This window comes from Rhodococcus sp. FG69 (genome assembly GCF_057808915.1).
In genome coordinates this window covers 1-26,789 of sequence record NZ_JBMDIX010000020.1, presented here as the reverse complement: position 1 = coordinate 26,789, position 26,789 = coordinate 1, and the positions used below count along the sequence as shown (strand labels likewise).

Sequence of the window (26,789 nt, the reverse complement as noted above, 5' to 3'; positions counted from 1 at the left end):
GCACTCATTCGGCGGGGAATGCCTAGGGACAGTGAGGAAATTACCTGCAATGCTTGCACCAGGCCGAAATCCCCCGGGGATGAAAGCAGACCGAATCCCTCCTCCCTGATGGAGAGTTATGACGTACACACAATCGACGTCGATCGAGTTCGGCGCCGTACATGAACTCGACAGGAAGAGCGCGAACAAAGTCGCCTTCGGCGCTCTGGTCGGCTCTGTTCTGGAGTACTACGACTTCTTTCTGTTCAGCGCCGCAGCCGCTCTGGTCTTCAACGTCCAGTACTTCACCACCGGCAATGCGACGGTGGCTGCTCTGGCCTCGTTCGCGACCTTCGGCGTGGGCGTAGCCGCCAGGCCGATCGGCGGCATCGTTTTCGGCGCGATGGGCGATCGGATCGGTCGCCGAAAGACACTGATGATCACGATCGTCGGTATCGGATTCATCACGGCCCTGATCGGGATCCTGCCCACCTACGCGGCGATAGGAATCACCGCGCCCGTCCTGCTCGTGTTGCTGAGAATTGTGCAGGGATTGTTCGTCGGAGGTGAATGGTCCGGCGCCTTGACCTTGGTCGTGGAGAATGCTCCACTGCATCTTCGAGCGCGATACGCCGTCATTCCTCTCATCGGATCCCCAATCGGGACGATTCTGTCGTCTGGAGGGTTCTTCCTTGTCACCATTTCGATTTCGCAGCAGAACTTCGATTCCTGGGGTTGGCGCATTCCATTCCTCCTGTCGTTGCCGCTGCTTCTTCTCGCCGTCTACATTCGACGCAAGCTCGAAGAATCTCCAGTCTTCCGTCAGCTCGAGGAAGCTGGAGAGCTATCGAGCAATCCAGTGAGCACGGCGTTCAGACAGAGCTGGCGTCAAATTGTGATCGGTATGGCCGCGTCACTGCTCGGAATGGGCGGCTTTTACCTCGTCACCACTTTCTGTGTGTGGTACGGAGTGAACGTACTCGGATACAGCCGAACATTGATGCTTCTCGGGACCATTGTCGCGGCTGTAGTCGAAGTCTTCGTCATCCTTCTCAGTGGTCGGTTGGGCGCGCGATACGGTTCGAGCCGGGTTATTTTCTGGGGTGGGATCGCCTCTGCTGTAGTGGCTTTGCCCGCATTTCTACTGCTGAACTCCGGCGTTCCCGTCCTTGTCGTGTTGTCGATGACACTGGCTGTGGCGACGTTGTCGTTTCCCTACGCCGGTACCGGTGCCGTCCTGACTGGACTGTTCCCCGCGGCCACTCGCTTCACAGGTGTGGCCGTCGCGAACAACACGGCCGCCATGGTTGCGGGGTTCGTTCCACTTCTGGTAACCAGTCTCGTCGCTGCCGCACAGGATCACTGTGGCCGGCCGCCCTTGTCCTTGCATTGATATCGCTGATCACCGCATCGGCAGGTGCGATCGCGCCAAGGTTCAGTGTGGACCTTCCGGGCTTCAAGCACTGATCACGGACGGGACATACTCATGAAACTCGACCTCTGCGTGCGGGCGCGAGAAATCATCACCATGGATCGCGCCCGGCCAGCCGCCACGGCTGTCGGGGTGATCGGTGGCCGAATCGTCGGATTCGACGACGAAATTGCCGGTATCGAGGCGACCCGAACACTGGACTTCGGAGACGCGTGTATGACACCTGGTCTGATCGACGCCCACTGTCACACTGTCTGGTGGGGCCTTGGACTGTCGGCTGTCGATCTGAGCCGCGCCACCTGTTTGAACGATCTCTACGGACTGATCGAGTCGGAGGTCGAGCGCATCGGTGACGATACCGGTGCCTGGGTGCACGGCACCGGCTTCAACCAGGGCCACTACAATGGCCAGCTTCCTGAGATAGATCGACTCGACAACCTGACCGGCGATCGACCGTTGTACTTGCGGCACACCTCGGGCCACGCCGCAATCGCGAACACCGCCACCTTACGGCTCATCGGTGCTTTCGACGACGGCTTCGAAGTGCCCGCCGGCGGCATGATGGGTAGGGATGGCGACGGGCATTTCACCGGTCTGGTCGAAGAGTCGGCGCAGGGTTTGGTCCAATCGTTGCTCCTGCCCTACTCCACCGAGCAACTTGTGGAGGCGATCGACGAAGCAACCACAAGGTTTGCTGCACAAGGCATAACAAGCTTCACCGAAGCCGGTGTCGGTGGGGGATGGATAGGACACAGCTCCATCGAGATTGCGGCTTACCAACTGGCATCGGAGCGCAATCATCTCCACGCCCGCGCCCAGCTGATGCCCACGATCGACGCGCTTCGGCCACTTGCCGCACACTCTGCGGACTTTCACGGCGAGGCGACCGGTTTTGGGCTGGATCTCGGGATTCGGTATGGCTTCGGTGACGACCACCTTCGATTGGGCCACGTCAAAGTTTTCCTCGACGGCTCGTTGCTGGGGGCGACGGCGGCAGTGACCGAAGACTTTTGCGGACACGATCACAACCGAGGCTATCTCCTGGACACGCCCGAAGAGTATCGAAAGCGAGTACTCGCTGCGTATCGGTCCGGCTGGCCACTTGCACTGCACGCCATCGGGGACGCGGCGATAGACCTAGCACTCGATCTGATCGAAGAAGCCCAGAAGAGTTATGGCCGACATGCGGCGCCGTGCCGAATCGAGCATTTCGGTATTGCCAGACCGGATCAGGTTCTCCGTGCCGGCGAGCTCGCGATTGCAGTGACTCCACAAGCCGGCTTCATCGGGCCCCTAGGTGATCAGATCGCCGACCTGGTGGGGAGCAACCGGGAGTCCTGGCTTTACCGAGGAAGGACCGTCATCGACGCGGGTGTTGTCCTCGCAGGTTCCTCCGACCTTCCGGTCGCCGACAACAACCTACGCAGGGGCATGCAGGCTGCAATAGACCGTCGTACCGAGTCCGGATACGAGTTGGCGCCTAAAGAAGCGATCACGCCGGAGGAGGCGCTTCGCACGCACACTGAATGGGCGGCGCGTGCAACCGGTCAGATCGATGACAAGGGGACGCTCGAACGAGGCAAGCTTGCCGACTTCGCTGTGTTCACGGAGTCACCGCTCACTGCCTCCAAAGTGACCGACATCGACGTCGTCGCAACGATTGTCGGGGGAAAACTCACGTACGACAGCCGACCAGGTTCGGCGAAACCTCAGGTGATCGTGTGAAGGAGAATGTTATGAAGGCGGTACGAAAGCCGGCCGACAGCCTCGCGATAGATCTCGACTACGCCGAAGCCGGCCAAGTCCACTTCGACCGAACTGTCTGCGAGCTCGGAGATGACCGACTGCGGGGATCCTCGCTGCTTCCTGGCTGGACTCGCGCTCACGTGATCGCGCATGTCGGGTTCAACGCCCGAGCGCTCACCCGTCTTGTCGATTGGGCGAGAACGGATATCGAGCATGCGATGTACGAATCCGCCGATGCACGAAACCGGGAAATAGACTGTGGAGCGCCGATGTCGTCTGCCGAACTTCGGCGGCTGAACCACGTTGAGGCGCACGCGCTCACGGCGGCCTGGAGGGCGATGCCCGACGATCGCTGGGCATACGAGGTGAGCAACGCGCAGGGTGCACGCATACCAGTTCGCGACACAGTGTGGATGCGAGCTCGCGAACTGTGGTTACATGCTGTGGACCTCGATCATGTCTCGAGTGATTCGGACGTCCCGGCCGCAGTGCAGCGACGGATAGTCCAGAACGTCTTGGACACCTGGGCGACCCGGGATGGTCATCGCGTACATGCCTCGGTCTCAGGCACTGGTGAGCTGCTCGAGCCGCTGCCGAGCCCCACGGCCGAGCCCGCCACCGCCGATCCGCGAGCGACAGTGTCCGGATCGTTGCCGAACTTGATGCTGTGGGCGACCGGCCGCAGGCACGCAGGAGTGTCCGCGCTCGATTCGTCGGGCCGTGAGATCGGCGAAGCTCCGACAGCACTCCGCTGGCTTTGAACTCCACTATCGGACCCTGAACGACAAGGGAAAAATTGTCAGTCTCCTCCATTCTCGGTGGCCCATTGGTTCCACAGCGTCGAGAACTCGTAACCGAAATTCCCGGGCCGGAATCACAGAAACTCATGCAGCGGAGAGCATCTGCTGTTGCTGCGGGCGTCGGCTATGTCGTGCCCGTGTCGATCGTCGCGGCCGGCGGCGGAATCTTGATCGATGCCGACGGTAATTCGCTGATCGATCTTGGGTCCGGCATCGCTGTGACCGGCGTCGGCAACTCTGCTCCTGCTGTGGTCGAGGCTGTGATCCACCAGGTGCAGCTGTTCACCCATGCGTGCTTCACAGTGACCCCGTACGACGGCTATGTCGCTGTCGCCGAGAAGCTCAACTCGATCACCCCGGGCGACCACGAGAAACGCACAGCACTGTTCAACACGGGTTCGGAAGCCGTCGAGAACGCAATCAAGATCGCTCGGTCCTTCACAGGCAAACACGCGGTGGTGGTCTTCGATCACGCGTTCCACGGCAGGACCAACCTCACGATGAGCATGACGGCGAAGAGCATGCCGTACAAAGACGGTTTCGGACCGTTCGCGCCCGAGATCTACCGCGTCCCGACCTCGTATCCGTTCCGCGACGGTTTGACTGGCGAAGAGGCCGCACGATATTCGCTCTTGCAGATAGACAAACAAGTCGGCGCATCCAACCTTGCGGCGATAGTGATCGAGCCAATTCAGGGTGAGGGCGGATTCATCGAACCGGCTCCAGGTTTTCTTCCTGCGTTACAGGATTGGGCAACCGCGAACGGTGTGGTGTTCATTCTCGACGAAGTCCAGACGGGGTTTTCTCGCACAGGCGATCTGTTCGCGTCGAATCACGAAACCCTTGTACCGGATATCATCACGACCGGAAAAGGCATTGCGGGCGGGCTTCCTTTGGCCGCGGTGACGGGTCGAGCGGAGATCATGGATTCGCCCCAGCCCGGCGGTCTTGGGGGTACCTATGCCGGGAATCCGATTGCCTGTGCCGCAGCACTCGCCACTATCGAAACGTACGAGAAGCACAACCTTGCCGTCCGTGCGCGCCAGATCGGGGCAGTCATCGACGAGGTCTTCTTCGAACTGGCCAACTCGGACGACCGCATCGGAGACGTTCGAGGCCGCGGAGCGATGAAGGCCGTCGAGGTAGTGCTCCCCGGTAGCGGTGACCCGGACCCGTCACTTACGGCATCCGTCGCGCGCTTCGCCGCGGACCACGGCGTAGTCGTACTCACCTGCGGCACCTATGGAAACGTCATCAGATTTCTCCCACCACTCACTATTTCGGACGAGTTGCTGCGCGACGGTCTCCGCGTCGTCGTCGACGGATTCCGCGCGCATGCACCGACTACACACGTAAAGGAAAACAGGCCATGACCCTCGAAATGCATGAACAGGACCTACTCCACAAGGTCCAGGCCGGGATCGGCATCGGTGGAACATGGGGACCATCGAGTTCTGGCGCCACTTTTACCGTCGAAGACCCCGCAACCGGAGACGTCATCAAGTCCGTCGCCGACGCAACTGTCGAGGATGCTGTTCGCGCGCTCGACTCAGCCGTTGCAGCACAACAGGAGTGGGCGGAAACCCCGAGCCGCCTACGCTCGGACATCCTGCGTCGAGCCTTCGACCTCCTGATAGAGCGTAAGGAAGAGTTCGCACTCTTGATCGCCGTGGAAATGGGCAAACCCATTTCCGAGGCTCGCGGGGAGGTCGTCTACGGAGGCGAGTTTCTACGGTGGTTCTCCGAGGAAGCTGTGCGCGTTCAGGGGGACTATCGACGGAACCCGGAGGGAACCGGCAGCATCACCGTGTCACATCTGCCCGTCGGACCGTGCTATTTCATCACGCCATGGAACTTTCCACTCGCGATGGCGACCAGAAAGATAGCCCCGGCACTCGCCGCGGGATGTACGGCTGTCATCAAGCCGGCGGAACTGACGCCCCTCACCACGATTTACCTTGTGCAGCTGCTGGAAGAGGCAGGGCTTCCGCCGGGGGTGGTAAACGTCGTGCCCACCTCGAACCCGGGCGCGCAATCCAGTGTGCTGCTGGCAGATCCGCGACTCCGTAAACTGAGCTTCACGGGCTCGACGGCCGTCGGTGTCAAGCTTCTCGAGGCTGCCGCACCGAACGTCTTGCGGACGTCGATGGAACTCGGCGGCAACGCGCCCTTCCTGGTGTTCGACGACGCAGATCTCGACCGAGCGGTGGAGGGCGTTCTGCTCGCCAAGTTCCGTAACATCGGCCAGGCTTGCACAGCCGCGAACCGTATATTGGTACACGATTCTATCGCCGACGAGTTCGTCGGTCGTGTGAGTGAACAAGTTGCGGCGATGAAGATCGGTCGTGGTGCCGACGAAGGCAGCGATATCGGTGCACTGGTCGACAGAAGAGCGGTCGCAAAAACGGTGGCTCTGGTCGCCGACGCAGTGGAAACGGGCGCGGAGATAGTCACCGGCGGCGACACCGTCGCAGGACCGGGTAACTTCTTTCAGCCCACTGTGATCGACAAGGTCGGTCCCGACGCTCGGTTGGTCAACGAAGAGATCTTCGGTCCCGTGTTGGCCATCATCCGTTTCGCATCGGAAGTCGAAGCCGTGCAGATCGCCAACGACACGGAGTACGGCCTGGTCAGCTACGTGTACACCGAGAACCTCGGCCGAAGTCAGAGGATGATAGAAAAACTTCAGACCGGCATGATGGGACTCAACACCGGTCTCGTCTCGAATGCAGCAGCACCGTTCGGCGGAATCAAGCACTCGGGGATCGGGCGTGAAGGGGGCTTCGAGGGAATCCGAGAGTTTCTGTCCACCAAATACACGCTGACACCGCGATAGCAACAAAGACGAACACAAAAGAGGGTGGGTACGTGCCGCGAGACAGACAGGGCGATTCTGTCAACTTTCACGTCGTCGCCGAGTACTGGCTGCGCACTGAAACTTCAGACGAAGTTCTCGGGCATCTCGCTCGACTCGCCGCAGCAAGCCGGAATGAGCCAGCGAATCTCGGCTACGAGTACTTCCGCAACGTCCGAAATAGCCTGCATGTAACGATACTCGAGACGTACCTCGACGAAGCGGGCTTCGACGCGCACCGGGTGTCGTCCCATTTCGAGGAGATCGGGAAAGGCAAAATTCTCCCCCTTCTTACGGAACGTGTCGTACGCACGTACACCCACGAAGCCACGACCTAGTGGGTGAGCCACTTTCGCTGAAGGCCCATGGACCATGACGAACCAAGAGACGACTGGCAGCGCTTCTCCTGTCGCGATCGGCCACTCGATTCGTTGACAGACGACCATTCCCGGGGCGCCTGCCGGCGGCTGACCATTGTGGGGTGAATCTCATTGCGGACGCCATCATCGTCGGGGCCGGTGTCATCGGCTCGTCGACGGCACTAGAGCTCGCTCGCGCCGGCCTGCGGGTCGTCGTCGTCGACCGTTTACACGGACCCGGCCAGGGCTCGACCAGCGCTTCGAGCGCCGTGGTCCGGTTCAACTACTCGATCTTCCCCAGCGTCGCTGCGGCGTGGGAGTCCAAGCATTGCTGGGTGGACTGGGCTGACCACCTCGGCATGGTCGACCCCGCGGGAATGGCCGGCTTCCGCCGCACCGGAATGGTGTTCCTCGATGTCGATGTGGCCCCGACCGAAAAGGTGATGCCCCTGTTCGACCGGGCCGGCGTGCCATACGAGCTGTGGGACGCAGCCACGCTCGCCGCCAGCGTTCCCGGCATCGACCCGGGCCGTTTCTGGCCTCCCAAGCGGCTTGACGACGAGGCATTCTGGGGCGACCCAGTGGGCCGACTCGGTGCCCTGTGGACTCCCGACGGTGGCTACGTGGACGACCCGATGCTGGCCGCCGTCAACCTGGCCACCGCAGCGCGGAAGGCTGGCGCACAGTTTCTGTTCCGAAGCCAGGTCACGGCCGTGAGACGGTCCGACAGCCGCGTCGCCGGTGTCGACCTCACGGACGGGACACGTGTGAGCGCACCCGTCGTCGTCAACGTTGCCGGCCCCTGGTCGCCGATGTTGAACGACATGGCCGGTGTGGGGGAAGACTTCACGATCGAGACCCGTCCGATGCGACAGGAGGTGCACCACGTAACGGCGCCTCCGGGCTTCAACGACGGGGACCGCATCGGCCCGGTCATCGCGGACCTCGACCTTGGTACATACATGCGTGGCACACCCGGCGACGGGTTCTACATCGGCGGCACTGAGCCCGAGTGCGATCCGCTGCCGTGGATCAACGACCCGGATGCCGCTGACCTCGACCCGACCCCCACCGCGTTCGAGGCACAGGTGATCCGCGCAGCGCGTCGCTTCAGTGAGCTGGGCGTACCCTCGCGGCCGCGGGGCATCGCCGGGGTCTACGACGTGTCCTCGGACTGGACGCCCATCTATGACCGCACGGGCCTCGACGGCTTCTACGTCGCGATCGGCACGAGCGGCAACCAATTCAAGAACGCTCCGGTCGCTGGCCAATTCATGCGGGACATCATCCTCGCCGTCGAGGCCGGGCACGACCACGACGGCGACCCGGTCCAGTACCGCGGGGAACGGACCGGGCTCACAGTCGACCTCGGGTCCTACTCCCGCCGGCGCCCGGTCAACACCGAGTCCAGCGGAACGGTGATGGGGTAACGGACCGGCCGGACAGAAAGTGACAGCGCTTCCACGACATTCCCGGCCTGCTCATGCTCGATTCGTCACGGCGGCCGGGATCGTGGTTGCGCTGCGGTGGCTGCATCGTCTGGGACCACGGTCATATTCCGGATTTCGTGCTGCGGGTGTGGAGGGCTGACGCATCGTCAGTTGTGGGAGTGCAGCGGTCTGTTGGCCAGTGCGAGTGCGGCCTCGCCGAGGGACTCGTTCTGCGTGGGATGCGCGTGGATGAAGGCAGCGACGTCCTCGGGGTAGGCCTCCCAGTTGACGATCAGCGAAGCCTCGCCAACCTGCTCACCGAATCGGCTGCCAATCATATGGACCCCGACGATCGGGCCGTCCTTCTCACGAACGAGCTTGACGATGCCCGCGGTCTGGAGGATTTGTGACTTGCCATTGCCCCCGAGGTTGTACTCGACGATGTCGACGTTGTCCTCGCCGTACCTCTCCACGGCCTGGGGTTCGGTGATGCCTACGCTGGCAAGCTCGGGCTCGCAGTACGTAACGCGCGGGACGTTGACGTCGATGATCGGCTGCGGGTCGAGGCCGGCAATCTCCTCGGCCACGAAAATTCCGTGCGCGAAGCTGCGGTGGGCCAGCTGTAGGCCGGGCACCAGGTCGCCGACCGCGAAGACACCCTCGACGTTGGTACGCAAACGCTCGTCGGTGGGCACCCAACCACGGTCCACCGTGACCCCAGCTTCCTCGAACCCGAAGCCCTCGCTACGTGGGCCGCGGCCCACGGCGACGAGCACCACATCGGTGTCGATCGTGTCGCCGTTCTCCAGCGAGACAATGGCACCGCTGTCGGTCTGTTCGACGCTCGTGAACTTGACGCCGGTCCTGAAGGCGATCTTGCGCTTGCGAAACGCGCGCTCGAGCTGCTTGCTCAGCGATGGGTCCTCCAGTGGGACAAGCGTCTTCATTGCCTCGATGATTGTGACGTCGGCGCCGAACGACTTCCAGATGCTCGCGAACTCGACACCGATCACGGAGCCGCCGATGATAACGACGCGCTCGGGGACCTCGCTCATCTCCAGGGCCTCGTCGGAGGTGACGATGCGTCCGCCGATGTCGAGCCCCAGGGTTCGGGGGGCCGAGCCGGTCGCAAGGATCACGTTCCTGCCGGTGTACTTCTCACCGTTCACTTCGACGGTGCCGCCACCGTTCTCGTCGGTGGAGACGAGTTTGCCCTCCCCCTCGATGATCGTGAGGCTCTCGGAGGACGCGAGTAGTCCTTGCAGGCCCTTGTAGAGGCGCTCGACGACGCCGGCTTTGAAGGCGTTGACGCCCTTCATGTCGATGCCCTCGAACGAGGCCTTCACGCCGAAGGACTCGGACTCGCGAGCCGCGTCGGCGACCTCGGCGGAGTGGAGCAGCGCCTTGGTGGGGATACAACCGTTGTGCAGGCACGTGCCACCGAGCTTGCCCTTCTCGACAATGGCCACCGAAAGGCCCAGTTGGTCGGCGCGGAGTGCCGCGGCGTAACCGCCGCTCCCGCCGCCGAGGATCACGATGTCGTACACATTCGGCATGTCAGTGGTTCTCTCTGCTCGTTCGGGCTTCGGTGGCCTGCTGGTAGAGGCAGCCGGCGCGGTGCGGTGAGGAGCGGACGGAGGGGTAGGACATGACGCCGACCAAGCCGATGGCGGTGGTCTCGACCAGCTCGACGAAACTCCTCTAGCTCGGCTTGATGCTCCACGGGGTGATGAGACCTGCTCACCGCGGCGTACCGGGCCCGGCCATTCACGACAGCACGAAGGCCTCGCTGGGGTCCCCCAGCAGGCGCCCCAGCGTCGCCAGCACATTCGACCCAAGTTCGCCGTCGACCAGTCTGTGATCGAACGACAACGCAAGCTGCGTGACTTTGCGGATACGGATCTCCCCGTCGACGATCCACGGGGTGTCCCGCACGTTGCCGAAGGCCAAGATTGCCGCTTCACCGGGGTTCAAGATGGGCGTGCCGGCATCAACGCCGAGCGCACCGATGTTGGTGATGGTGATGGTCCCCTGCGTCATTTCCGCGGGCGAAGTCTTGCCAGCACGCGCAGTGGCCACCAGCTCGGCCATGGCATCCGCGAGGCCGCGCAGGTCGAGATCCTGCGCCTCCTTGATGTTCGGGACGATCAGACCCCGCGGGGTCGCCGCCGCCACCCCGAGATTGACGAAGTGCGGTTCCACGATCTCCTGTGCGGCCTCGTCCCAGCGTGCATTGATGCCGGGGTGGCGACGGATGGCCATGAGAAGGGCACGAGCCACGAGGACCAGCGGAGTGAGACGTACGCCCGACCAGTGCCGGTCGGCCTTGAGCCTGGCGAGCAGTTCCATCGTCCGCGTCACATCCACCGTGAGGAAGAGCGTCACGTGCGGCGCGGAGAAGGCCGAGCTCGTCATGGCCGCGGCGATCGCCTTGCGCACCCCCTTGATGGGCGTCCTCGTTTCGCGGTCTCCAGACTCCGCAGCCATCCGTGGTGGCGACTGGATGAATCGGGCCCCCGCGCCGGCCGCGGCCTCGACATCCCGACGGGAGATGACCTCACCATTCGACGCGACGACCGAAGTCAGGTCCACGCCGAGCTGCTTGGCCAGGAGACGGACCGGAGGCTTGGCGCGGGTCGCGCCCCGGCTCGGCTTGGCGACGGCCTCACCGCGTAGGGGCGCCACGGCATTCTGCTCTGGAACGGCGACGCTCCTGCGTGCCAGTCGGCGGGTCCGAGGAACAGCGGCGGTCGGGCCGGGTCCGACGAGCACCGATGGCTTCTCCTCGACCACCTCCTCCGTCGCGGGCCCACCGACGGAGGAGGCCGCGATTACACCGGTCCCAGCCGAGGACTCGATCCCGTCCTCGATCGAGACGATGACGGCTCCGACCGGGACGGTCTGCCCGGGCTCGACGTGCAGGACCGTGACGGTGCCGGCGACTGGAGACGGGAGCTCGACGGCGGATTTGGCCGTCTCGATCTCGAGGAGGATCTGGTTGACCTCCACGGTGTCGCCCGCGGCAACCTGCCACTCGAGGATGTCGGCCTCGGTGAGACCTTCGCCAACGTCGGGAAGCTTGAACTCGAACACAGGGTCTCCTAGAAGTTCAGGCTGGCGTCGACGGTCGCGAGGATCCGGTCGACGTCGGGAAGAAAGCGGTCCTCCATATGAGCGGGCGGGTAGGGAAGGTTGTAGGCACCGACTCGCAGGACGGGCGCCTCCAGGTCGTAGAAGCATTCCTGCGTGATGGTGGCGGCAACCTCCGCGCCGATGCCGAGGAAGGTCGAAGCTTCATGGACCACCACGACGCGATGGGACTCGGCCGTCACTTTGCGCAGTGTCGGAACGTCGAGCGGGGAGATCGTGCGCAGGTCGACCACGCCGACCGAGAAACCGTCCTCCTGCGCAGCGGCTGCCGCCGCCAGAGCTGTGGCCACAGTCGGCCCGTGAGCGACCAGGGTGCAATCGGCGCCTTCGCGCAGGATTGCCGCCTCGTGCAGGGATCGGGTGGGTTCTACCGACACCTCCGCCTTGTCCCAGTAGCGCCGCTTGGGTTCGTAGAATATGACCGGATCGTCGGATTCGATGGCCTGCTGGATCATGTGAAACGCGTCGTCGGGGGTGGAGCACGACACGACCCGCAGCCCGGCCGTGTGGGCGAAGTAAGCCTCGTTGGACTCCGAATGGTGTTCGACCGCACCGATGCCGCCGCCGACGGGGATGCGGATGACAATCGGCAGGGAGAGGTGTCCCCGCGAGCGGGCTCGCATCTTGGCGAGCTGGCTGACGATCTGGTCGAAGGCGGGGTAGACGAAGCCGTCGAACTGGATCTCACAGACGGGCCGGTACCCGCGCAACGCCAAACCGATTGCGCTGCCGACGATGCCGGACTCGGCAAGCGGGGTGTCGACGACGCGCTCGGCGCCGAACTCCGCTGCCAGTCCGTCGGTCACGCGGAAGACGCCACCGAGGGTGGCGATGTCCTCACCCATCATGAGGACCTTCTCGTCACGAGCCATCGCGGCGCGCAGGCCCGCGTTGATCGCGGCGCCGAGGGCGTATCGGGTGCTCACGTCAGGCCACCGTCCGGCCGTGGTGGGCGAGGTGCTGCGCGAGTTCGGACTGCATGACCGGGTGCGGTTCGGAGTAGGTGTGCTCGAAGACGACGGCGAGGTCGTCGCCGTGCACAGACTTGCACTGCTCGCGGACCTCGGCCGCGAAGACATCGGCGCGGACTTCCAGGTCACTGAAGTGGCGCTCGCTGACGCCGACGTTGCGTAGGAGTCGCTCAAGCCGGGCGACGGGGTCTTTCGCCTTCCAACCGGCGAGCTCATCGTCGGTGCGGTAGCGCGTGGGGTCGTCCGAGCTCGAGTGTCCGGCGAGGCGGTAGGTCTGGGCCTCGATCAGTGCCGGTCCCTCCCCGGCTCGGACCCGCGCGGCCGCGTGCTGGGTGACGGCGTGTACGGCGAGCGCGTCGTTGCCGTCCACGTGGTAGCCCGCGACCCCGAATCCGGCGGCGCGGACGTGGAGTGGAGTACGCATCTGCGTGACCGTGGGGGTCGAGATCGCCCACTGATTGTTCTGGCAGAAGAACACGACCGGGAGGGTGCCCGCGGCCGCCCAGTTCAGCGCCTCGTTGACGTCACCTTGGCTGGCCGCGCCATCCCCGAAGTAGGTCATGACGACCTCGTCGGAACGGTCGAGCCGGACACCTGCGGCGTAACCCGTGGCGTGGAGGGTCTGGGTACCGAGGACGAGCGAGTTGATGTGCACGTGCGACACCGCAGGGTTCCAGCCCGAGTGGGCTGCCCCACGCCATTGCCGCAGGAGGTCGGCAGGCGAGATGCCCCGGCACAGCAGCGCCGCGTGCTCGCGGTAGCTAGGGAAGACGTGGTCGGTGTCCCGGAGTGCGCGTATCGACCCGACCTGGGCTGCCTCCTGTCCCCAGGCCATGAGCCACAGGTGCAGCTCCCCCTGCCGCTGGAGGGCCAGCGCCTCGTGGTCCAGTCGACGGGCCAGCACCATGTCAGTGTGGAGGTTCTTCGCCAGCTCGAGGTCCACACCGAGGCATTGACCGGCGGGAGTGAGCTCACCCCTCTCGTCGACGAGCTGAAACGGAGCCGTCGATGCCGGATCGTCCTGACGGGCGGCGACGAGAAGCGCCCCGACCACGTCGGGCGTGGTCGCGATCGTGGTCGTGCTCACGGGCAGAGTCCTTTCGGAAGTGACAGCGAGGGTCGTCGGGTGCGTGGACACGTCAGCTCTCCCGTCCGGCGGTAAGCCGCTGTTGCACGATGCTGCGCGCGGCCTGCGACGTCGTGACGTCGGTGTCGAGCGCCGAACGGATCACCTCGCCTACCGTGTGCTCGATACGCCTCACGCGAGCAAGAACGTCGGCCCGGCGCTCGTTCGTGAGCTCGCCGCTGACCTGGATCAGCCCGCCGGCATTGGCTAGATAGTCCGGGACCCAGAGGATCGACCTGTCCGTGAGCGCCCGGGCCACACTCCCGTCGGCGAGTTGGTTGTTTGCCGCGCCACAAACGACTCTTGCGCTCAGCCGAGCCACACTGGCCGCCGTCAGGCTCGCGCCGAATGCACACGGTGCGTAGACGTCCAGCTCCTCGGTCAGCACCGAATCCGCGACCTGGACCTGCGAATCGTGCCCGTCGAGCTCGCTCAGCGCGGCGGGTAACGGGTCGGAGACCACGACGCGGGCTCCTACGGACTGGAGGAAGGTCACGAGGTGCCGCCCGACCTTTCCAATTCCCTCGACCCCGACGACCTTGTCCGCCAGACCGTTCCCGCCCCAGGTCGCCGTTGCCGCGGCGTGCATCGCCGAGAAGACACCGAGGGCCGTTGCGTAACCGCTGTCGCCGGAGCCGCCGGCGGCCGTGGTCCGTCCTACGACGTGGGTGCTGGTCCGCCCGATGACGTCGAGGTCCTCGGACGTGGTGCCCACGTCTGCGGCCGTGTAGTACCGGCCGCCAAGTGACTCGACGAATCTGCCGTAGGACTCGAGAAGCCTCTCGGTCCGCTGGGCTACCGGGTCGCCGATGATGACGGCCTTCGCGCCGCCGAGGGGCACGCCGGCGCCGGCCGCCTTGTACGTCATTCCCTCGGACAGCCGCAGCACATCGGTCAGCGCGAGCGACTCGTTCGCGTAGGGGTGGAACCGCGTACCGCCGAGGCCTGGACCGAGCGTGGTGTCGTGGATCGCAATGATCGCCCGGAGACCCGTCCGATCGTCTCGGCAGAACACGACCTGCTCGTGATTGGCGTCCCGCAGTTCGTCGGCTCGGTCGAAGACGGCGAGGGGGATGGAGGGTTGGTCGAGGACGCTCGTGCTCATGGCGGCGCAACTTTCGTCGACTGACCTTCCGGGCGCGTTGCTCGTCCGGTCAGGGGATGACTGTCCCGTGGATCACACCGGACATTTCGTTGACTCAATAATGAGAAACTCGGATCTCAGCGTCTACAGACGACTGTCGCGGTCGTCGGCGACTTTCCGCGACACGTTGCCCCGTCGCGGACTGCCCGCATGCATCGCGGCGGCGTGGGAGTCCAAGCACAGCTGGGGGGACTGGGACGGACACCTCGGGGGCCTACGTCCGCCGACGCGAGGTCAACGCCACGTCCAGCGGAACGGTGATGTGGTAGCGGATCGGCCGGACTCGTCCTGAGTGCCTGACGCGTACACACTCACACGGAGGCGGGCGGTGAATCAGCCTTCGGCGAGGACCGGTGCAGGGTGGCTGATCCACGATCGGTTCCGCTTTCGAACTGCCGACGCCCGGCAGCGGCAATGACCTTGCCGGGGTTGAGGATATCGTGCGGGTCCAGCGCGGTCTTGATCGCGCGGTGCAGGTTCATGACCGCCGGCGGCAGCTCCCGGACGAGGCCGTCCATCTTGAGCAGACCGACACCGTGCTCTCCAGTGACAGTGCCACCGAGGGCGAGCGCTTCCTCGATGATCTCGTGGAAGGCGTGCTGCGCCCGTTCCCTGGCCGCGTCGTTGCCACGAGGCGTCACCAGCAGGGGGTGCAGGTTTCCGTCTCCGGCGTGGGCGATGTTGGCGATCAGGGTGTCGTGCTTCTTGCCGATCGCCTCGATACGGGCGAGCATCTCCGGTACCGCTGCCTTCGGCACACAGACGTCTTCGGTGAGCACGGGGCCGAGACGCTCGAGGGCCGGGTAGGCCAGGCGTCGTGCCTCGAACAGGGCGTCCGCTTCGAGCTGGTCGGTCGAACGGGCCGCCCAGGTAGCGCCCGCGCGCTCGAAGCAGTCACGGATCGCGTCCGCTTCTGCATCGCCTGCTGCGCCAGGTACGTCGCAGCGCGCCAGCAGAACGGCGTCGGCCGCTACGGCGAGGTCCATCTTCTTCCACCGGTCGACGGCCTCGAGACAGTGCCGGTCGATGAGCTCGAGAGCGGAGGGGACGATGCCCGCCGCTCCAACGGCTGTGACTGCGCGCCCGGCATCGACGATCGACGAGAAGAACCCGGCGACGGTACGCTCCGGCTCTCGTTGCGGACGGAGCCTGACCGTGACTTCGGTGATGACACCCAGTGTTCCTTCGGAGCCGACGAGCAGGCGCGCGAGGTCGTACCCCGCAACGCCCTTCGCCGTGCGTCGACCGAGCCGGACCAACTCGCCCGTGCCGGTGACAACCTGCAGCTCGAGCACGTAGTCGGCGGTGACGCCATACTTCACGCAACAGAGGCCGCCCGCGTTCGTCGCGACGTTGCCGCCGATGGTCGACCACGGCGACGAGGCGGGGTCCGGGGGGTACCAGAGACCATGCTCGGCGACCGCGGCGCGCAGGTGATCATTGACGACGCCCGGTTGCACGACGGCCAACCGCTCGACGGTATTGATCTCGGTGACGGCTGTCATCGCCTCAGTCGATAGGAGGACGCACCCGTCGACAGCGTTCGCCCCGCCAGACAGGCCGGTGCCCGCCCCACGGGGCACCACGGGAACGCCGAACTCGATGCAGGCGCGCACGACCTCCTGGACCTCCTCGGCAGTGTGCGGCCTGACGAGGACGAGCGGCGCCCCGTGGGGTGCCCACTCGGCCTCGTCGTGCGCGTAACCCGCCATCACCTCGGGACCTAGCTGCAGACGGTCAGCGTGGAGGCGCTCTTGAAGGCGTTCGATCAGCATTGGCAAGCTCCGCGGTGAGTGGTGACCGAACTCATGCAGGACTCGACCAGCAGGTGCGCATGAAGCTCAGGAACGAGGGTTGCAGACCGGTGAGGTGAGTCTCACCCAGCACTCGTGTAGTCAGCGCGAGTCCTGAGTCGGTCGTGCGCAGGGACTCGACGAGCAGAGTGAATCCGCGTCCGAGCATGCGATAGATCGGTAGCTCTCCCGTCATCTCCGGCCCGTTGATCGTGAGGTGGAGCCGCTTGCCTGTGAGGTCGGGCAGCTTCTCGGCGAGCGTGAGAGGCTTGCTCTCCAACGAGGCGAGGCCTGGACTGCCCGAGCCGTAGGCGGCGAACAAGGGACAGCCCGTGAACAGGGCGTATAGCGTGAAGAGTCCGCCGTATGAGTAGCCGAACAACCCGTGACCCTCCGGGGCGACCCGATAGCGACGGGTGATCTCCGGGTGGAGCTCGTCGGTGATGAAGGAGAGGAATGCGTCGGCACGCGTGTTCGCGAGCTGGTGGAGATAGGCGTCGGCTTCCTCCTGCGTCATCAGCTGGTGCTCGATCGCCGTCTCCAGCGAGGACAGCATCGCCGGTGGGATCGGTTCGCCAGGTGGCACGAGATCCCGGTTGCGCACGCGGGTCCAGTCCTGAGCGTCGACTCCGGCGTAGCCCACGGTCACCTGAATGTAAGGCGCAATGGGAAGTGCCAGGTCGCTCTGCATTACGGCGAGCGGGGCCGTCTGACCCAGACTGTAGTTGCCGTCCGTGACATAGAGGACGGGGTAATCCTGCTCATCCTGGCCGTACGTGGGGGAGACGGTCACCCACACCGCGAACCGGGCGCCGACCGACGGCGACTCCATCTCGAAGTACTCTGTCGAGCCGAACACCTGGTCCACCGTCATTGCGGGCGCGGTCACGCCGTCGTTCTGACTGCGTTTCGTTGCTTCGTCACTCATGTGGGCTCCTTCAGTTGAGGCGGTTCTTGACGACCTCACCGCTACGCATGATGAGGTCCAGGTGGCGGCCCTCCGCGGCGAGGAGGCCGATGTCGGTGAGTGGGTCGCCGTCGACGACGATGAGGTCGGCGTGGGCGTCCGGCTGGATGCAGCCCAGCTTTTCCGTCTGCATCAGGATCTCCGCGCCCACCGAGGTGGCCTGGCGAAGGAGCTCGAGAGGGGTGAAGACCTCGCGACGGAGCTCGAACTCGCGCGTCTGCTGGGGGTAGAAACCGGCGAGCAGGTCGGTGCCGAAGGCGAGCTTGACGCCGGCGCTGCGCATCACGTCCAGCCCGGCCATCGAGTCCTCGTAGATGGTGCGAAGCTTGTCCATGCGGTCGCCTGGCAACCCCATCTCCAGGCCCTGTTCGACGAGCGAGTAGAGACAGACCATCGTGGGTACGACGTACGCGCCCTGCTCCGCGACGAATCCCGCCGTCTCGGCGTCGATCAGGGCCGCGTGTTCGATACAGCGGACGCCGAAGTCGACCGCTCTGCGCGTCGACTCGCTCGTCAGGCAGTGCGCGGCGACGTAGGTGCGGCGCTCGGCGCACTCCTGGACGATCGCGCGAATCTCGTCCTCGCGGAACTGGTTCATCCAAATCGGGTCGCTCGGGGACATCACGCCACCGGACGCGACGATCTTGATGCAGTGGGCGCCGCGGCGCAGCTCCTCGCGGGTGGCCTTGATGCACTCGTCGACACCGTCGGCGATCACGCCGGCCCAGTTCATCGCCTCGCACGAGCAGTACCCATGCGTGTGGTGTTTCTCGTTGGGTGTGCGGTAGTCGACGTGGCCGCCGGTCATCGACAAAATCTTGCCCGCGTAGTAGAAGCGCGGCGCCCGGATCAGTCCGTCGGTAATGGCGGCGGACAGGGGGTAGTCGCCCCCGCCGATGTCACGCACCGTTGTGAACCCACTGTCAAGCGCATGGCCGAGCTTTTTTATCGCATACGCAGTCCGGTAGGGCGCGTCGCGGTCGTTGAGAACGCGCGGATCGAGGTCCGAGAAGTACGAGTGCACGTGCATGTCGATCAGACCCGGCATGAGGGTCTTGCCCGCGACGTCGATCCGAAGCGCATCGTCCGAGCGGATCGGACGGTCCGAGACATCGCAGATGCGACCGTCCGCAACGAGCACCGCCATCCCGTCGGCGCACTCCTCGGACACACCGTCGAAGATCCGGGCGTTCTCCAAGATGATCTGTGTCATCGTCGAGCCTCCTCCACTCCTGGGGTTGAGACTCGATCATCCTTCGGCTCGCGGTACCAGACCAGCACCACGGTGATGGCCAGGACCGCCGTCGATGCGACGAAGAGCGGGAAGGCCAAGGTGGAGCCCGTAGCCTGGGTGAGCCACACCGCGATGAAGGGCATGAACCCGCCGACGATGACCGTCAGGTTGTAGGCGACAGCGCCGGCGGTGACACGGACCTTGGTTGGGAACAACTCAACGACGTTGATGACGGCCGGAGTGATGAACACAGACAGTGGGATGACAAAGATCAGGGCGCCCAGCAGTCCGAGCGCGAACGTTCCGGTGGAGCCGAGCAGGAAGGTCGGCACGACGGCCACGGCCATGGCACTGGCGCCACTGATCAGGATTGGCTTGCGTCCGATCCGGTCGGCCAGACCGCCCGAGAGCAGGATGCCCACGATGATCACGAGGCCGGAAAGGGTGTTGATCGTCAGCGCCGACCTCTCGGAGAAGCCGTTGGCGAGCATAAACGCCAGGTAGGCGGCAACGCTGACGTAGATGGCGATCGAGTAGAACGAACCGAATCCCAGGTACAGGAAGATGGCACGCCTGTTCTCCCTCATGGTCAGCCAGAAGCCCTCCGGGCTCGGGCTGGGCTCGGTCACATCGGCGGCGCGCTTCTCGTGCAGCTGCCTGAACTCGGGCGTCTCCTCCAGGGAACGCCGGATGTAGAGACCGACGAATCCGAGAGGAAGAGCCGTGGCGAAGACCACGCGCCAGCCCCACGACTGCATCGCGTCGGCCGGCAACGCCACGGTGAGTACCGTTCCCAGCGAAGAACCCAGGACCATGGCGCAGAACGTGCTCACGCCGAGGAAGCTGATCGTGCGCGCCCGACGGTCCGCCGGCGAATGCTCGTACAGGAAGGCCGCAGCACCGGCCAGCTCACCGCCGGCGGCGATGCCCTGGCAAATGCGGGCGCAGATCAGCAGGATCGGAGCGGCAATCCCGATGGTCGCGTACGTCGGAATCAGCGCTATGGAGAACGTCGCGACCGACATCATCGTGATCGTCACGTAGAGGATGTGTCGTCGCCCGTAGCGGTCACCGACGCGCGCCAGGATCACCCCGCCGACCGGGCGCACGAGGAACGCGATTCCATAGGCCGCCCACGTATTCAGCATGGCTGCCGTGGGGTCGTCGGCCGGGAACATGGCGACGGAGATGAACGCGGCAACCACGCCATAAACCGCGAACTCGTACCACTCGACGAAGTTGCCGATCGATGCCGCAACCACGGTGCGTCGCAAGCTGGGTTCTTTCGCCGTTCTCCGAGGCGCGTCCATGTTCTCATTACTCACGAGGCATCCCTTCGCTACGCCACCCGCTGTGGCCCGTCTGATGTCACCGGTTCTGCTTGTTGCAGTGGTCGAACTAGCATCACCTGAGGCGATAGTCGAGGCAGTAGTCATTTGTCGTGACTTCAGCCGGGACCGCTTGACCGATGTCGCGGGCCACCGCAGGAGGTGACAGTTCAGGAAGCTGCGGCAGTGCTGGTCTCGAACCTCGTGCCCACCACCACTGCGGCGACTACACAGGGTTTACTGCTCCGGTTGACCCACCGGTGCACGTTGCCGACCTGCACGATCACGTCGCCCGTGTGGAGGTCTTTGACCTGCGAGTCGCTGAGCTCCAGAGTGATGGGACCGTCCACGACCACGACCAGGTCGACTGTCTCCGAGGTATGCATGCCCTCCGTGCCGGGTTCGACAGTTGTCAGGAGGCCGGGGAAGGCCTCTTCCAGCTCCTCCAGCTGGCTCTCTGTCGGGGCGTCGATCGGGGCAGCGGCCTGCCCTGGTTGCAGAGTGAGGAGCACAAAACGCCAGCCGTCGGCCGGCGGGAAGTGGCTGTGCCACGACGGCTGCGAGCCATCTCGTGGCAGAACGCGTCCGTCGGCACCCCAGATGTGGTGCATGGCCACACCGGGCAGCGCCTCGGCCGATCGAGCCTCGATCATGGAATCCTCGGTGAAGACCGGATTGCCGTTTTCGTCGTTCGCTGAGATCACTCGTCGGAGCATGGTCGTTCCTTTCGTCTGTTCATGGATCGGCGGCCAGTCTCGGGCAACGAGAGCCACTATTTCTGATCGGTTCTCGTCCACCGCCTCCCTGCATCCTGATCAAGACAACGGCGCCCGGCCACGGAGGACTGTCACCACATTGGCCAAGATTCCTCGACAGGTGTCGGGATCAGTGGAGGAGACCTCGCACCGCCACGTAGCGCACCACCGCGAGGCGGTGGGGTTCACAAGCTGCCGCTGTCCTCCCGAAGCATCGCCCCGGCGTGGTGGACCAAGCGCCGTCCGTCGCGACTTCGGGCCCATCGACGCGACACCTGTCGGATGCCGGGACTGTCCGAGTTCGGTAGCGTAGGTCAACCCGCCCAGGTCGCCTGCCGAGGGGCGCACGACGGCGTGACGGGTACTCGAGTCAAGGAGCGGTACGGTGAGACCTCGCACCGAAGAGGACCTCTTCAGGCCCGATCGACGTCATGGGTCGGCGGCGGTGACGACCACGGACTTCGACACCGTGCAGGCCATCGTGGACGACCTTGCCGACCGTCTCCAAAGATCGGTCGCTGTGGACGACACATCCATTCGGCTCATGGCGTCGAGTCGGCACTTCGGCGAGGAGGACGAGCTGCGATCCAGCTCGATCCTCAATCGTGAGGTGCCTGGTTCGATCGTCGACCGCATCTTGGACATGGGCATCGCGGACTGGACGGAGCCCGGATGGGTCGAGGACGCCGAGCTGGGCCTGAGGCGCAGGTTATGTGTGCCGGTCCGCTATCACGGCTTGCCGCTGGGGTTCATGTGGCTCATCGAATGGCCGGCCCATCCCATCGGGCCCGCGGACGTCGAACGGGCCGTTGCCGCAGCTGCCCAGGCCGGCGTACTCCTCTTCCGCGGCCGGCTCACGCGCGAACGGTTGAGGAACCGTCACGAGGCCGTGTTGCGCGAGCTGGTCTCTTCGGACGAAGCAGCACGGGCGCAGGCGGTCGAGGACCTACGGGCCGAGCAGGTCTTTCCCGAACACGCCCAGCCATATCAGGTGCTCGCAGTGCGGACGACGACTCTGGCCAACACCACGACAGGCGACCCCGAGTTGCAGCAGGTGGTCCAAGAGGCTGCGGGACGACTGCTGTCCGGCACCGCCATGGCGGTCGCAGGTCCGGCGCGAGCCTGGCTGATGCTCGCTGGGGCGGAGCCGTGGTCTGACCGTCGCGTCGAGTCGTTGCGCAGCCAGATCACCGACCGACTGGCCACAGGAACATCGGGTGAGCCTGAGGTGACCTTCGGCCTGGGCGGAGTGGTCACGGAGTTGGACGACCTACATCTCTCCTACCGTCAGGCTCTGATGGCGGCGCGTGCCGCGGATCTCGTGGCGTCGTTCTCGCCATTCGCGAGGTGGGCCGACCTCGGCCCGTATCAGCTGCTGCTGCGGATGAACAGCAGCGACATCGCGTCAGTGTCCTCCCTCCAGGCCCTCCAGGCCCTCGCAACCGCCGACCATCACGGGATCCTGCTCGAGTCCCTCGAGTGCTTCCTCGACCACGCCGGCGACGTCCGTCGCTCCGCGAGCGTCGCCTGCGTGCACCGTGCCACGTTCTACCAACGACTCAGGCGCATCGAGGACATCACCGGGTGTGACCTCGGGTCCGGGACGGACCGGCTGATGCTGCACCTTGCACTCAAGATCCGCGCCCTGACACCCAAGGCCGGGACGCTCGGCCGATGACTCCAGGAACGGCTCGGGATCGACAGCCAGGGTCACGCCGCAGGCGTCCAAGGGTGGGGACCTCGACCTGGCCACCAGTGGGTACTTCTTCAAGTAAGTCCACCCCTCACTCGCGAATGAGGGCAGGCTAAGCTCGGATTGTAAAGATTGCTTGTGTCGAGAAAGTAGCTGCATTCGTGTCGATGACTGATTCCGTAGTGCCACGAACGTTCGACGCGGTGACGGTGTCCACGGTGTTCGTGACTCCCGCAATGATCAGGGTTCGGTTCGGGGGTGCCGGACTCGAGAAGTTCGAGAGCACGGGGGTGCCCGACGAGAGGTTGCGGCTGCTCTTCGGTGATGGTGCCGAACAGGTCGCACGCAGTTACACGGTGCGCGCATTCGATCCGCGGGGACCGTTCCTCGACGTCGACTTCGTAGTACATGACGGCGGAATCGCGGCCGACTGGGCACTGCGCGCAAAGCCTGGTGATCGGCTCGAGCTCTCCGAAGCTCGCGGATGGTACGGACCTCCCTCCGACAGTGGCTGGCAATTGCTCGTCGCCGATATGACCGGCCTTCCGGCTTTGACCCGCGTGATCGAGCAGCTCCCCGCGGATTCTCGCGCATTCGTGATCGCTACAGTGCCCGATGGCGGTGACGAACAGACCGTTGCGACACAAGGCGAGGTGTCCTACCAGTGGTTGCACACATGTCTTCCCGAGCGCGGGAAGACAAGCAGCACCGCCACACCGTCACTACCCCAAGCGGTGCGATCGTTCAGCCTTCCCGACGGCCCAGGATATGTGTGGGTGGCCACCGAGGCCTCCGAAGCCCGATCCATCCGCAAGTACTTCCATCGCGAACTGTCTTGGGACCCCACCAGATTTCAAATCAAAGGGTACTGGCGTCGGGACAAAGAACGATGGCAGCAGCGCTACGCGCAAGTGCACGACCGCATCGACGCGGTTCGCGAGCAGGCCATTGCCGACGGCAAATTCGGTGACGAACTCGCCCGAATCGTCGACAACGCACTCGAACAAGCCGGATTGTAAGTCCCCGAACTCACCCACTCCTCTGTAAGGAACCTCATGGCTTCCCCGAGCATCCTCGATCACCCAGTCACCGATAACAGTGTCGTCACTGATGATCTCTCACGCCGGCACTTCGGCGCCGCCGCAGGTCTATCCCTCGCCGCGCTGGTCGGTGCGGCATGTTCTTCCGCAAACGACGACACCGGCAACAGCACTGCGGGCGGCTCGACTCGCACGATCGAGACACCGATGGGCCCAGTCACAGTCCCGGTGAATCCACAACGAGTCGTGAGCCTGGACGCATACGTCGGATTGCAAACCCTCGACGAACTCGGTGCCCCGGTCGTCGCGACCGGAACCCTCGGCGGTGGACTGCGCACCCTCGTCAGCGCCGCCTCGAAAGAGTTGCCCTCGATCGGTGTCACTGCACTCGGGGACATGCAACTCGAAGCGATCGCTGCAGCGGCACCCGACCTGATCGTCGGACGCCAACCGATCGGCGAGGAGTACTACACCGAATTGTCCGGTATCGCTCCCACCGTGTTGATCCCTTTCACGTACTGGCGGGACCAGTACATCGATGTTGCCGATTCTGTCGGACTCGGCGCTCAGGCCACGCAGAACTTCACAGGTCTCGACGAGCGGATCGTCGCCCTCCGCTCCGAGATCGAGCTGGCGTGGCCCGATGGAGTTCGACTGTCGGTGGTCCGGGTGTCGGACACCTCCGGTGATGTGCGCTCGTACAACACTCTCGCCGCATCGACAACGTTCTTGTACGCCGATATTCTTTCGGGAGCAGGGATCGTCCCTACCGCCAATTCCTTGACCGGAGCTGATCCGAGCAAGGTCAACACCGCTGTCAGCGCAGAGAATCTTCCGCTCATCGACGGTGACGTGATCATCTACTACGTCGGAGCCGGCGGCCAAGCCGACGCAGGAATTGCGGTCGAGCAGTCTCTCGTCTCGAGCCCGTTATGGTCGAAACTGTCAGCAGTACAAGCTGACCGAGCTTTCAAAGTCGACTCGGCACCATGGTTCGACGGCTACAACCTGACCGGGGCAAACGCTGTCATCGACGATCTGCGAAGAATCCTTCTCTGACGCGAGGAACTGTGCGATCGCCGCATCGTTCGCGCGTCCAGTCGTGTACTTCAGAAAGCACCTCGCATTCATGGCCCGACGGCCTGACGACGAGGCGCTCGGCGTTAACGTCTTCGTCACCGCTTCGTCGGACGCCAAACTCGTGAGTGTTCGGAAAGCCGTTGCATCGACGGAGTATTGCAACGGGACGACTCGTGGCCGGAGGCCCATGTCGCCGCTGCCCGGTGGAAAAGGGTTGCGACGTCGCACTTGACCCAGCGGGCCTATGGCCGCTCTCCACAGAGCGCTGTGGCAGGGAGGGCGGGTCGCTGCAGACGACATCGTGCGGCCGGTCCAGGATCGGCCGGTCCAGGTCGGCCGGGAGACCTTGACCCTGGGATACGCGGGCGTGTACTCGAGCTTCCTGCGCCACGCCGAAGCTGCGGCGAGGCAGTACGGACTCGACACTCGTGCAATTCTTCTCGCGGCCGGCGAACTGGGACTCGTCGACGATCTTCGGACCCTCAGCTGAAATCATCGATACTGCTGCAGGTAAAGACTGCGTCCGTCCCTCTCTCTGTCTGGGCGAAACGGGTCATTGTTGAGAGTCCACCCCCTCCCGCCGACGCGTGTCGAGATCTGCCAAGCCCGCACGTAGAAGCAGCCCACGCAGCTTGCGAACGCTGCGACTGTGAGAGCGCACAGCGTGAGTGTCCATCCGCTTCTGATTGCCAGGGCGAAGACGAACGACCCTAGGCCCAAGAACCCGAGAAGCATGAACACGTAGCCCAAAAAGGGAAACGGAATCTTGCGCAAATTGTTTTTCAGCACTTCCGACACCACCTTGTTTTTCTGTACTCGAATGCAGCTTCCTCGGAGGCCTCGGCGAACGACTACCTACGGGACCCGGCGATGCAACTAACAATACGCTACGCGTAGCGTAGCGCGCAAATGCGAGGCCTTGGCAAGTAGATGCCAGCTGACTGGATAATGTTCAGGACAACCGGACGGAGAACATGGCACCGACATCGAGTGATGACAGAATCCACGCTGCCGCACTGCAGCTACTGCGCAGCGGCGGCCCCCGTTCGGCAACGATCGAAGGTGTGGCGGCGTTGTCCGGGGTGGCGAAGACCACGATCTACAGGCGCTACCGGAACCGCCGAGAGATGCTCAGTGCGGTTCTGGCGCCCATCTCAGATCCACCACGGGGCGACATACAGATGGAACCAGTCGAGCAACTACGGTCGTTCGTTCACTACGCTGCGGGCGCCGTTCATGCCGGGATCGGGTTCGGTGGCTTGGCGGCGTTGTTGGTAGGTGATGATCCAGAATTCTGCGAATTGTTTCGTGACGTTCTCGTCGAGCATCGTTCGCACCTGTCGGCGGCCGTCCGCGCCGCGGTCGAGGCCAAGTTGATCCGGCCCGACGTTCCGATCGACACTCTCGTCGATTCGATCGTGGGCACGTACGCGATGGAACAGGCGCGCACGGGCAAGATCGAAGAGGGGTGGGAGGATCGAATAATTGCTCTACTGTTCCCCGGATCGGACCGCGTCGGATCCTCACGGAGTTGAGATGCTTGATCGGTCTCGGACCCATCGTCCGGAGCTGATGCAGTGGATGTGAGGGGTGGCATTTGCCCAGCCCTCCGTTTTGGCGATTCTTATCGGGGTTCAGAACGACCGCGGATGGCGCACGTTGGTCGACGATGTCCTCGACATTCCGGAGATGGCCGACGATGACCGGAACGCGACCAATGTTCTGCGCGTACAGAACCGAGCAGAATGCGACGCGCTCGTCGTCGAACGCACATCGTTGTTCACGACGGCGGATCTCAGCGCGAACTTGGCTGCCGCGGGAATCCTTGCATCCCAGGTCAACCACGCGCCACCTGGTTGGGCCCCCGATAGCAGTCCAGCGTCTATGCGATAGCTAATTGGTTTTCTT

22 protein-coding genes and 1 pseudogene are annotated in these 26,789 nt (G+C 64.1%); 13 read left to right on the top strand and 10 right to left on the bottom strand.

Features of this window, described 5'->3' with window-relative positions:
• Positions 1–118: 118 nt before the first annotated feature.
• From ACODSO_RS16700 to ACODSO_RS16670, 7 genes are all read left to right on the top strand, one after another.
• Positions 119–1,372 (top strand): MFS transporter, encoded by a 1,254-nt coding sequence (locus ACODSO_RS16700; protein WP_489037901.1) that lies wholly within the window; start codon positions 119–121, stop codon positions 1,370–1,372.
• A 93-nt stretch (positions 1,373–1,465) separates the two neighbouring features.
• Positions 1,466–3,136 carry an amidohydrolase gene (locus tag ACODSO_RS16695; protein WP_489037900.1) on the top strand — a complete coding sequence of 557 codons (1,671 nt, stop codon included), beginning with the start codon at positions 1,466–1,468 and terminating at the stop codon, positions 3,134–3,136.
• 11 nt (positions 3,137–3,147) lie between these two features.
• Positions 3,148–3,918, top strand: a complete 771-nt coding sequence (locus ACODSO_RS16690) for a maleylpyruvate isomerase family mycothiol-dependent enzyme (RefSeq protein WP_489037899.1) — start codon at positions 3,148–3,150, stop codon at positions 3,916–3,918.
• Positions 3,919–4,043: 125 nt separating this feature from the next.
• Positions 4,044–5,330, top strand: coding sequence for a 4-aminobutyrate--2-oxoglutarate transaminase (gene gabT / locus ACODSO_RS16685; protein WP_489037898.1), 1,287 nt, complete (start codon positions 4,044–4,046; stop codon positions 5,328–5,330).
• Entirely contained in the window at positions 5,327–6,793 is a 1,467-nt protein-coding gene (locus ACODSO_RS16680; RefSeq protein WP_489037897.1) for an NAD-dependent succinate-semialdehyde dehydrogenase, read from the top strand. The genes gabT and ACODSO_RS16680 overlap by 4 nt, the downstream gene beginning before the upstream one ends.
• A gap of 32 nt (positions 6,794–6,825) precedes the next feature.
• Entirely contained in the window at positions 6,826–7,149 is a 324-nt protein-coding gene (locus ACODSO_RS16675) for a putative quinol monooxygenase (protein ID WP_068377119.1), read from the top strand.
• A 143-nt stretch (positions 7,150–7,292) separates the two neighbouring features.
• Positions 7,293–8,600 carry an NAD(P)/FAD-dependent oxidoreductase gene (locus ACODSO_RS16670; protein ID WP_068377122.1) on the top strand — a complete coding sequence of 436 codons (1,308 nt, stop codon included), beginning with the start codon at positions 7,293–7,295 and terminating at the stop codon, positions 8,598–8,600.
• A 167-nt stretch (positions 8,601–8,767) separates the two neighbouring features.
• Here ACODSO_RS16670 and lpdA read toward each other — a convergent pair whose 3' ends face one another.
• The 10 genes from lpdA to ACODSO_RS16620 form a co-directional block, all read right to left on the bottom strand.
• On the bottom strand, positions 8,768–10,156 hold the full coding sequence (lpdA, locus tag ACODSO_RS16665) for a dihydrolipoyl dehydrogenase (RefSeq protein WP_068377124.1): 1,389 nt from the start codon (positions 10,154–10,156) through the stop codon (positions 8,768–8,770).
• A 211-nt stretch (positions 10,157–10,367) separates the two neighbouring features.
• Positions 10,368–11,693 carry a dihydrolipoamide acetyltransferase family protein gene (locus ACODSO_RS16660; RefSeq protein ID WP_068377126.1) on the bottom strand — a complete coding sequence of 442 codons (1,326 nt, stop codon included), beginning with the start codon at positions 11,691–11,693 and terminating at the stop codon, positions 10,368–10,370.
• Positions 11,694–11,701: 8 nt separating this feature from the next.
• Positions 11,702–12,676, bottom strand: coding sequence for an alpha-ketoacid dehydrogenase subunit beta (locus tag ACODSO_RS16655; protein WP_197480858.1), 975 nt, complete (start codon positions 12,674–12,676; stop codon positions 11,702–11,704).
• Between the two features lies 1 nt (position 12,677).
• A complete protein-coding gene (locus ACODSO_RS16650; RefSeq protein WP_156520465.1) occupies positions 12,678–13,808 on the bottom strand; it encodes a thiamine pyrophosphate-dependent enzyme in 1,131 nt (376 codons plus the stop codon).
• A gap of 52 nt (positions 13,809–13,860) precedes the next feature.
• On the bottom strand, positions 13,861–14,952 hold the full coding sequence (locus tag ACODSO_RS16645) for a Glu/Leu/Phe/Val family dehydrogenase (protein WP_068377127.1): 1,092 nt from the start codon (positions 14,950–14,952) through the stop codon (positions 13,861–13,863).
• A 350-nt stretch (positions 14,953–15,302) separates the two neighbouring features.
• Complete coding sequence (locus ACODSO_RS16640; RefSeq protein ID WP_489037896.1) at positions 15,303–16,766, bottom strand: FAD-binding oxidoreductase; 1,464 nt, start codon at positions 16,764–16,766, stop codon at positions 15,303–15,305.
• A 31-nt stretch (positions 16,767–16,797) separates the two neighbouring features.
• Complete coding sequence (locus ACODSO_RS16635) at positions 16,798–17,712, bottom strand: alpha/beta hydrolase (RefSeq protein ID WP_231912617.1); 915 nt, start codon at positions 17,710–17,712, stop codon at positions 16,798–16,800.
• 10 nt (positions 17,713–17,722) lie between these two features.
• Positions 17,723–18,964 (bottom strand): metal-dependent hydrolase family protein, encoded by a 1,242-nt coding sequence (locus ACODSO_RS16630; protein ID WP_068377128.1) that lies wholly within the window; start codon positions 18,962–18,964, stop codon positions 17,723–17,725.
• Positions 18,961–20,310, bottom strand: coding sequence for an MFS transporter (locus ACODSO_RS16625; protein ID WP_489037895.1), 1,350 nt, complete (start codon positions 20,308–20,310; stop codon positions 18,961–18,963). Before ACODSO_RS16625 ends, ACODSO_RS16630 begins: the two co-directional genes overlap by 4 nt.
• A gap of 173 nt (positions 20,311–20,483) precedes the next feature.
• On the bottom strand, positions 20,484–21,017 hold the full coding sequence (locus tag ACODSO_RS16620) for a cupin domain-containing protein (protein WP_197480860.1): 534 nt from the start codon (positions 21,015–21,017) through the stop codon (positions 20,484–20,486).
• A 436-nt stretch (positions 21,018–21,453) separates the two neighbouring features.
• Here ACODSO_RS16620 and ACODSO_RS16615 point away from each other — a divergent pair, with 436 nt between their 5' ends.
• From ACODSO_RS16615 to ACODSO_RS16590, 6 genes and pseudogenes are all read left to right on the top strand, one after another.
• Entirely contained in the window at positions 21,454–22,746 is a 1,293-nt protein-coding gene (locus tag ACODSO_RS16615; RefSeq protein ID WP_489037894.1) for a PucR family transcriptional regulator, read from the top strand.
• Positions 22,747–22,928: 182 nt separating this feature from the next.
• A complete protein-coding gene (locus ACODSO_RS16610) occupies positions 22,929–23,780 on the top strand; it encodes a siderophore-interacting protein (protein ID WP_489037893.1) in 852 nt (283 codons plus the stop codon).
• 36 nt (positions 23,781–23,816) lie between these two features.
• A complete protein-coding gene (locus ACODSO_RS16605) occupies positions 23,817–24,860 on the top strand; it encodes an ABC transporter substrate-binding protein (protein ID WP_489037892.1) in 1,044 nt (347 codons plus the stop codon).
• Between the two features lie 307 nt (positions 24,861–25,167).
• Positions 25,168–25,371 (top strand): annotated as a pseudogene (locus ACODSO_RS16600) (hypothetical protein); the annotation flags it as partial.
• Positions 25,372–25,855: 484 nt separating this feature from the next.
• Positions 25,856–26,416: a TetR/AcrR family transcriptional regulator gene (locus ACODSO_RS16595; protein WP_068377139.1), complete on the top strand. Its 561-nt coding sequence runs from the start codon at positions 25,856–25,858 to the stop codon at positions 26,414–26,416.
• Between the two features lie 55 nt (positions 26,417–26,471).
• A complete protein-coding gene (locus ACODSO_RS16590; RefSeq protein ID WP_489037891.1) occupies positions 26,472–26,774 on the top strand; it encodes a CoA transferase in 303 nt (100 codons plus the stop codon).
• The last annotated feature ends 15 nt before the right edge of the window (positions 26,775–26,789 follow it).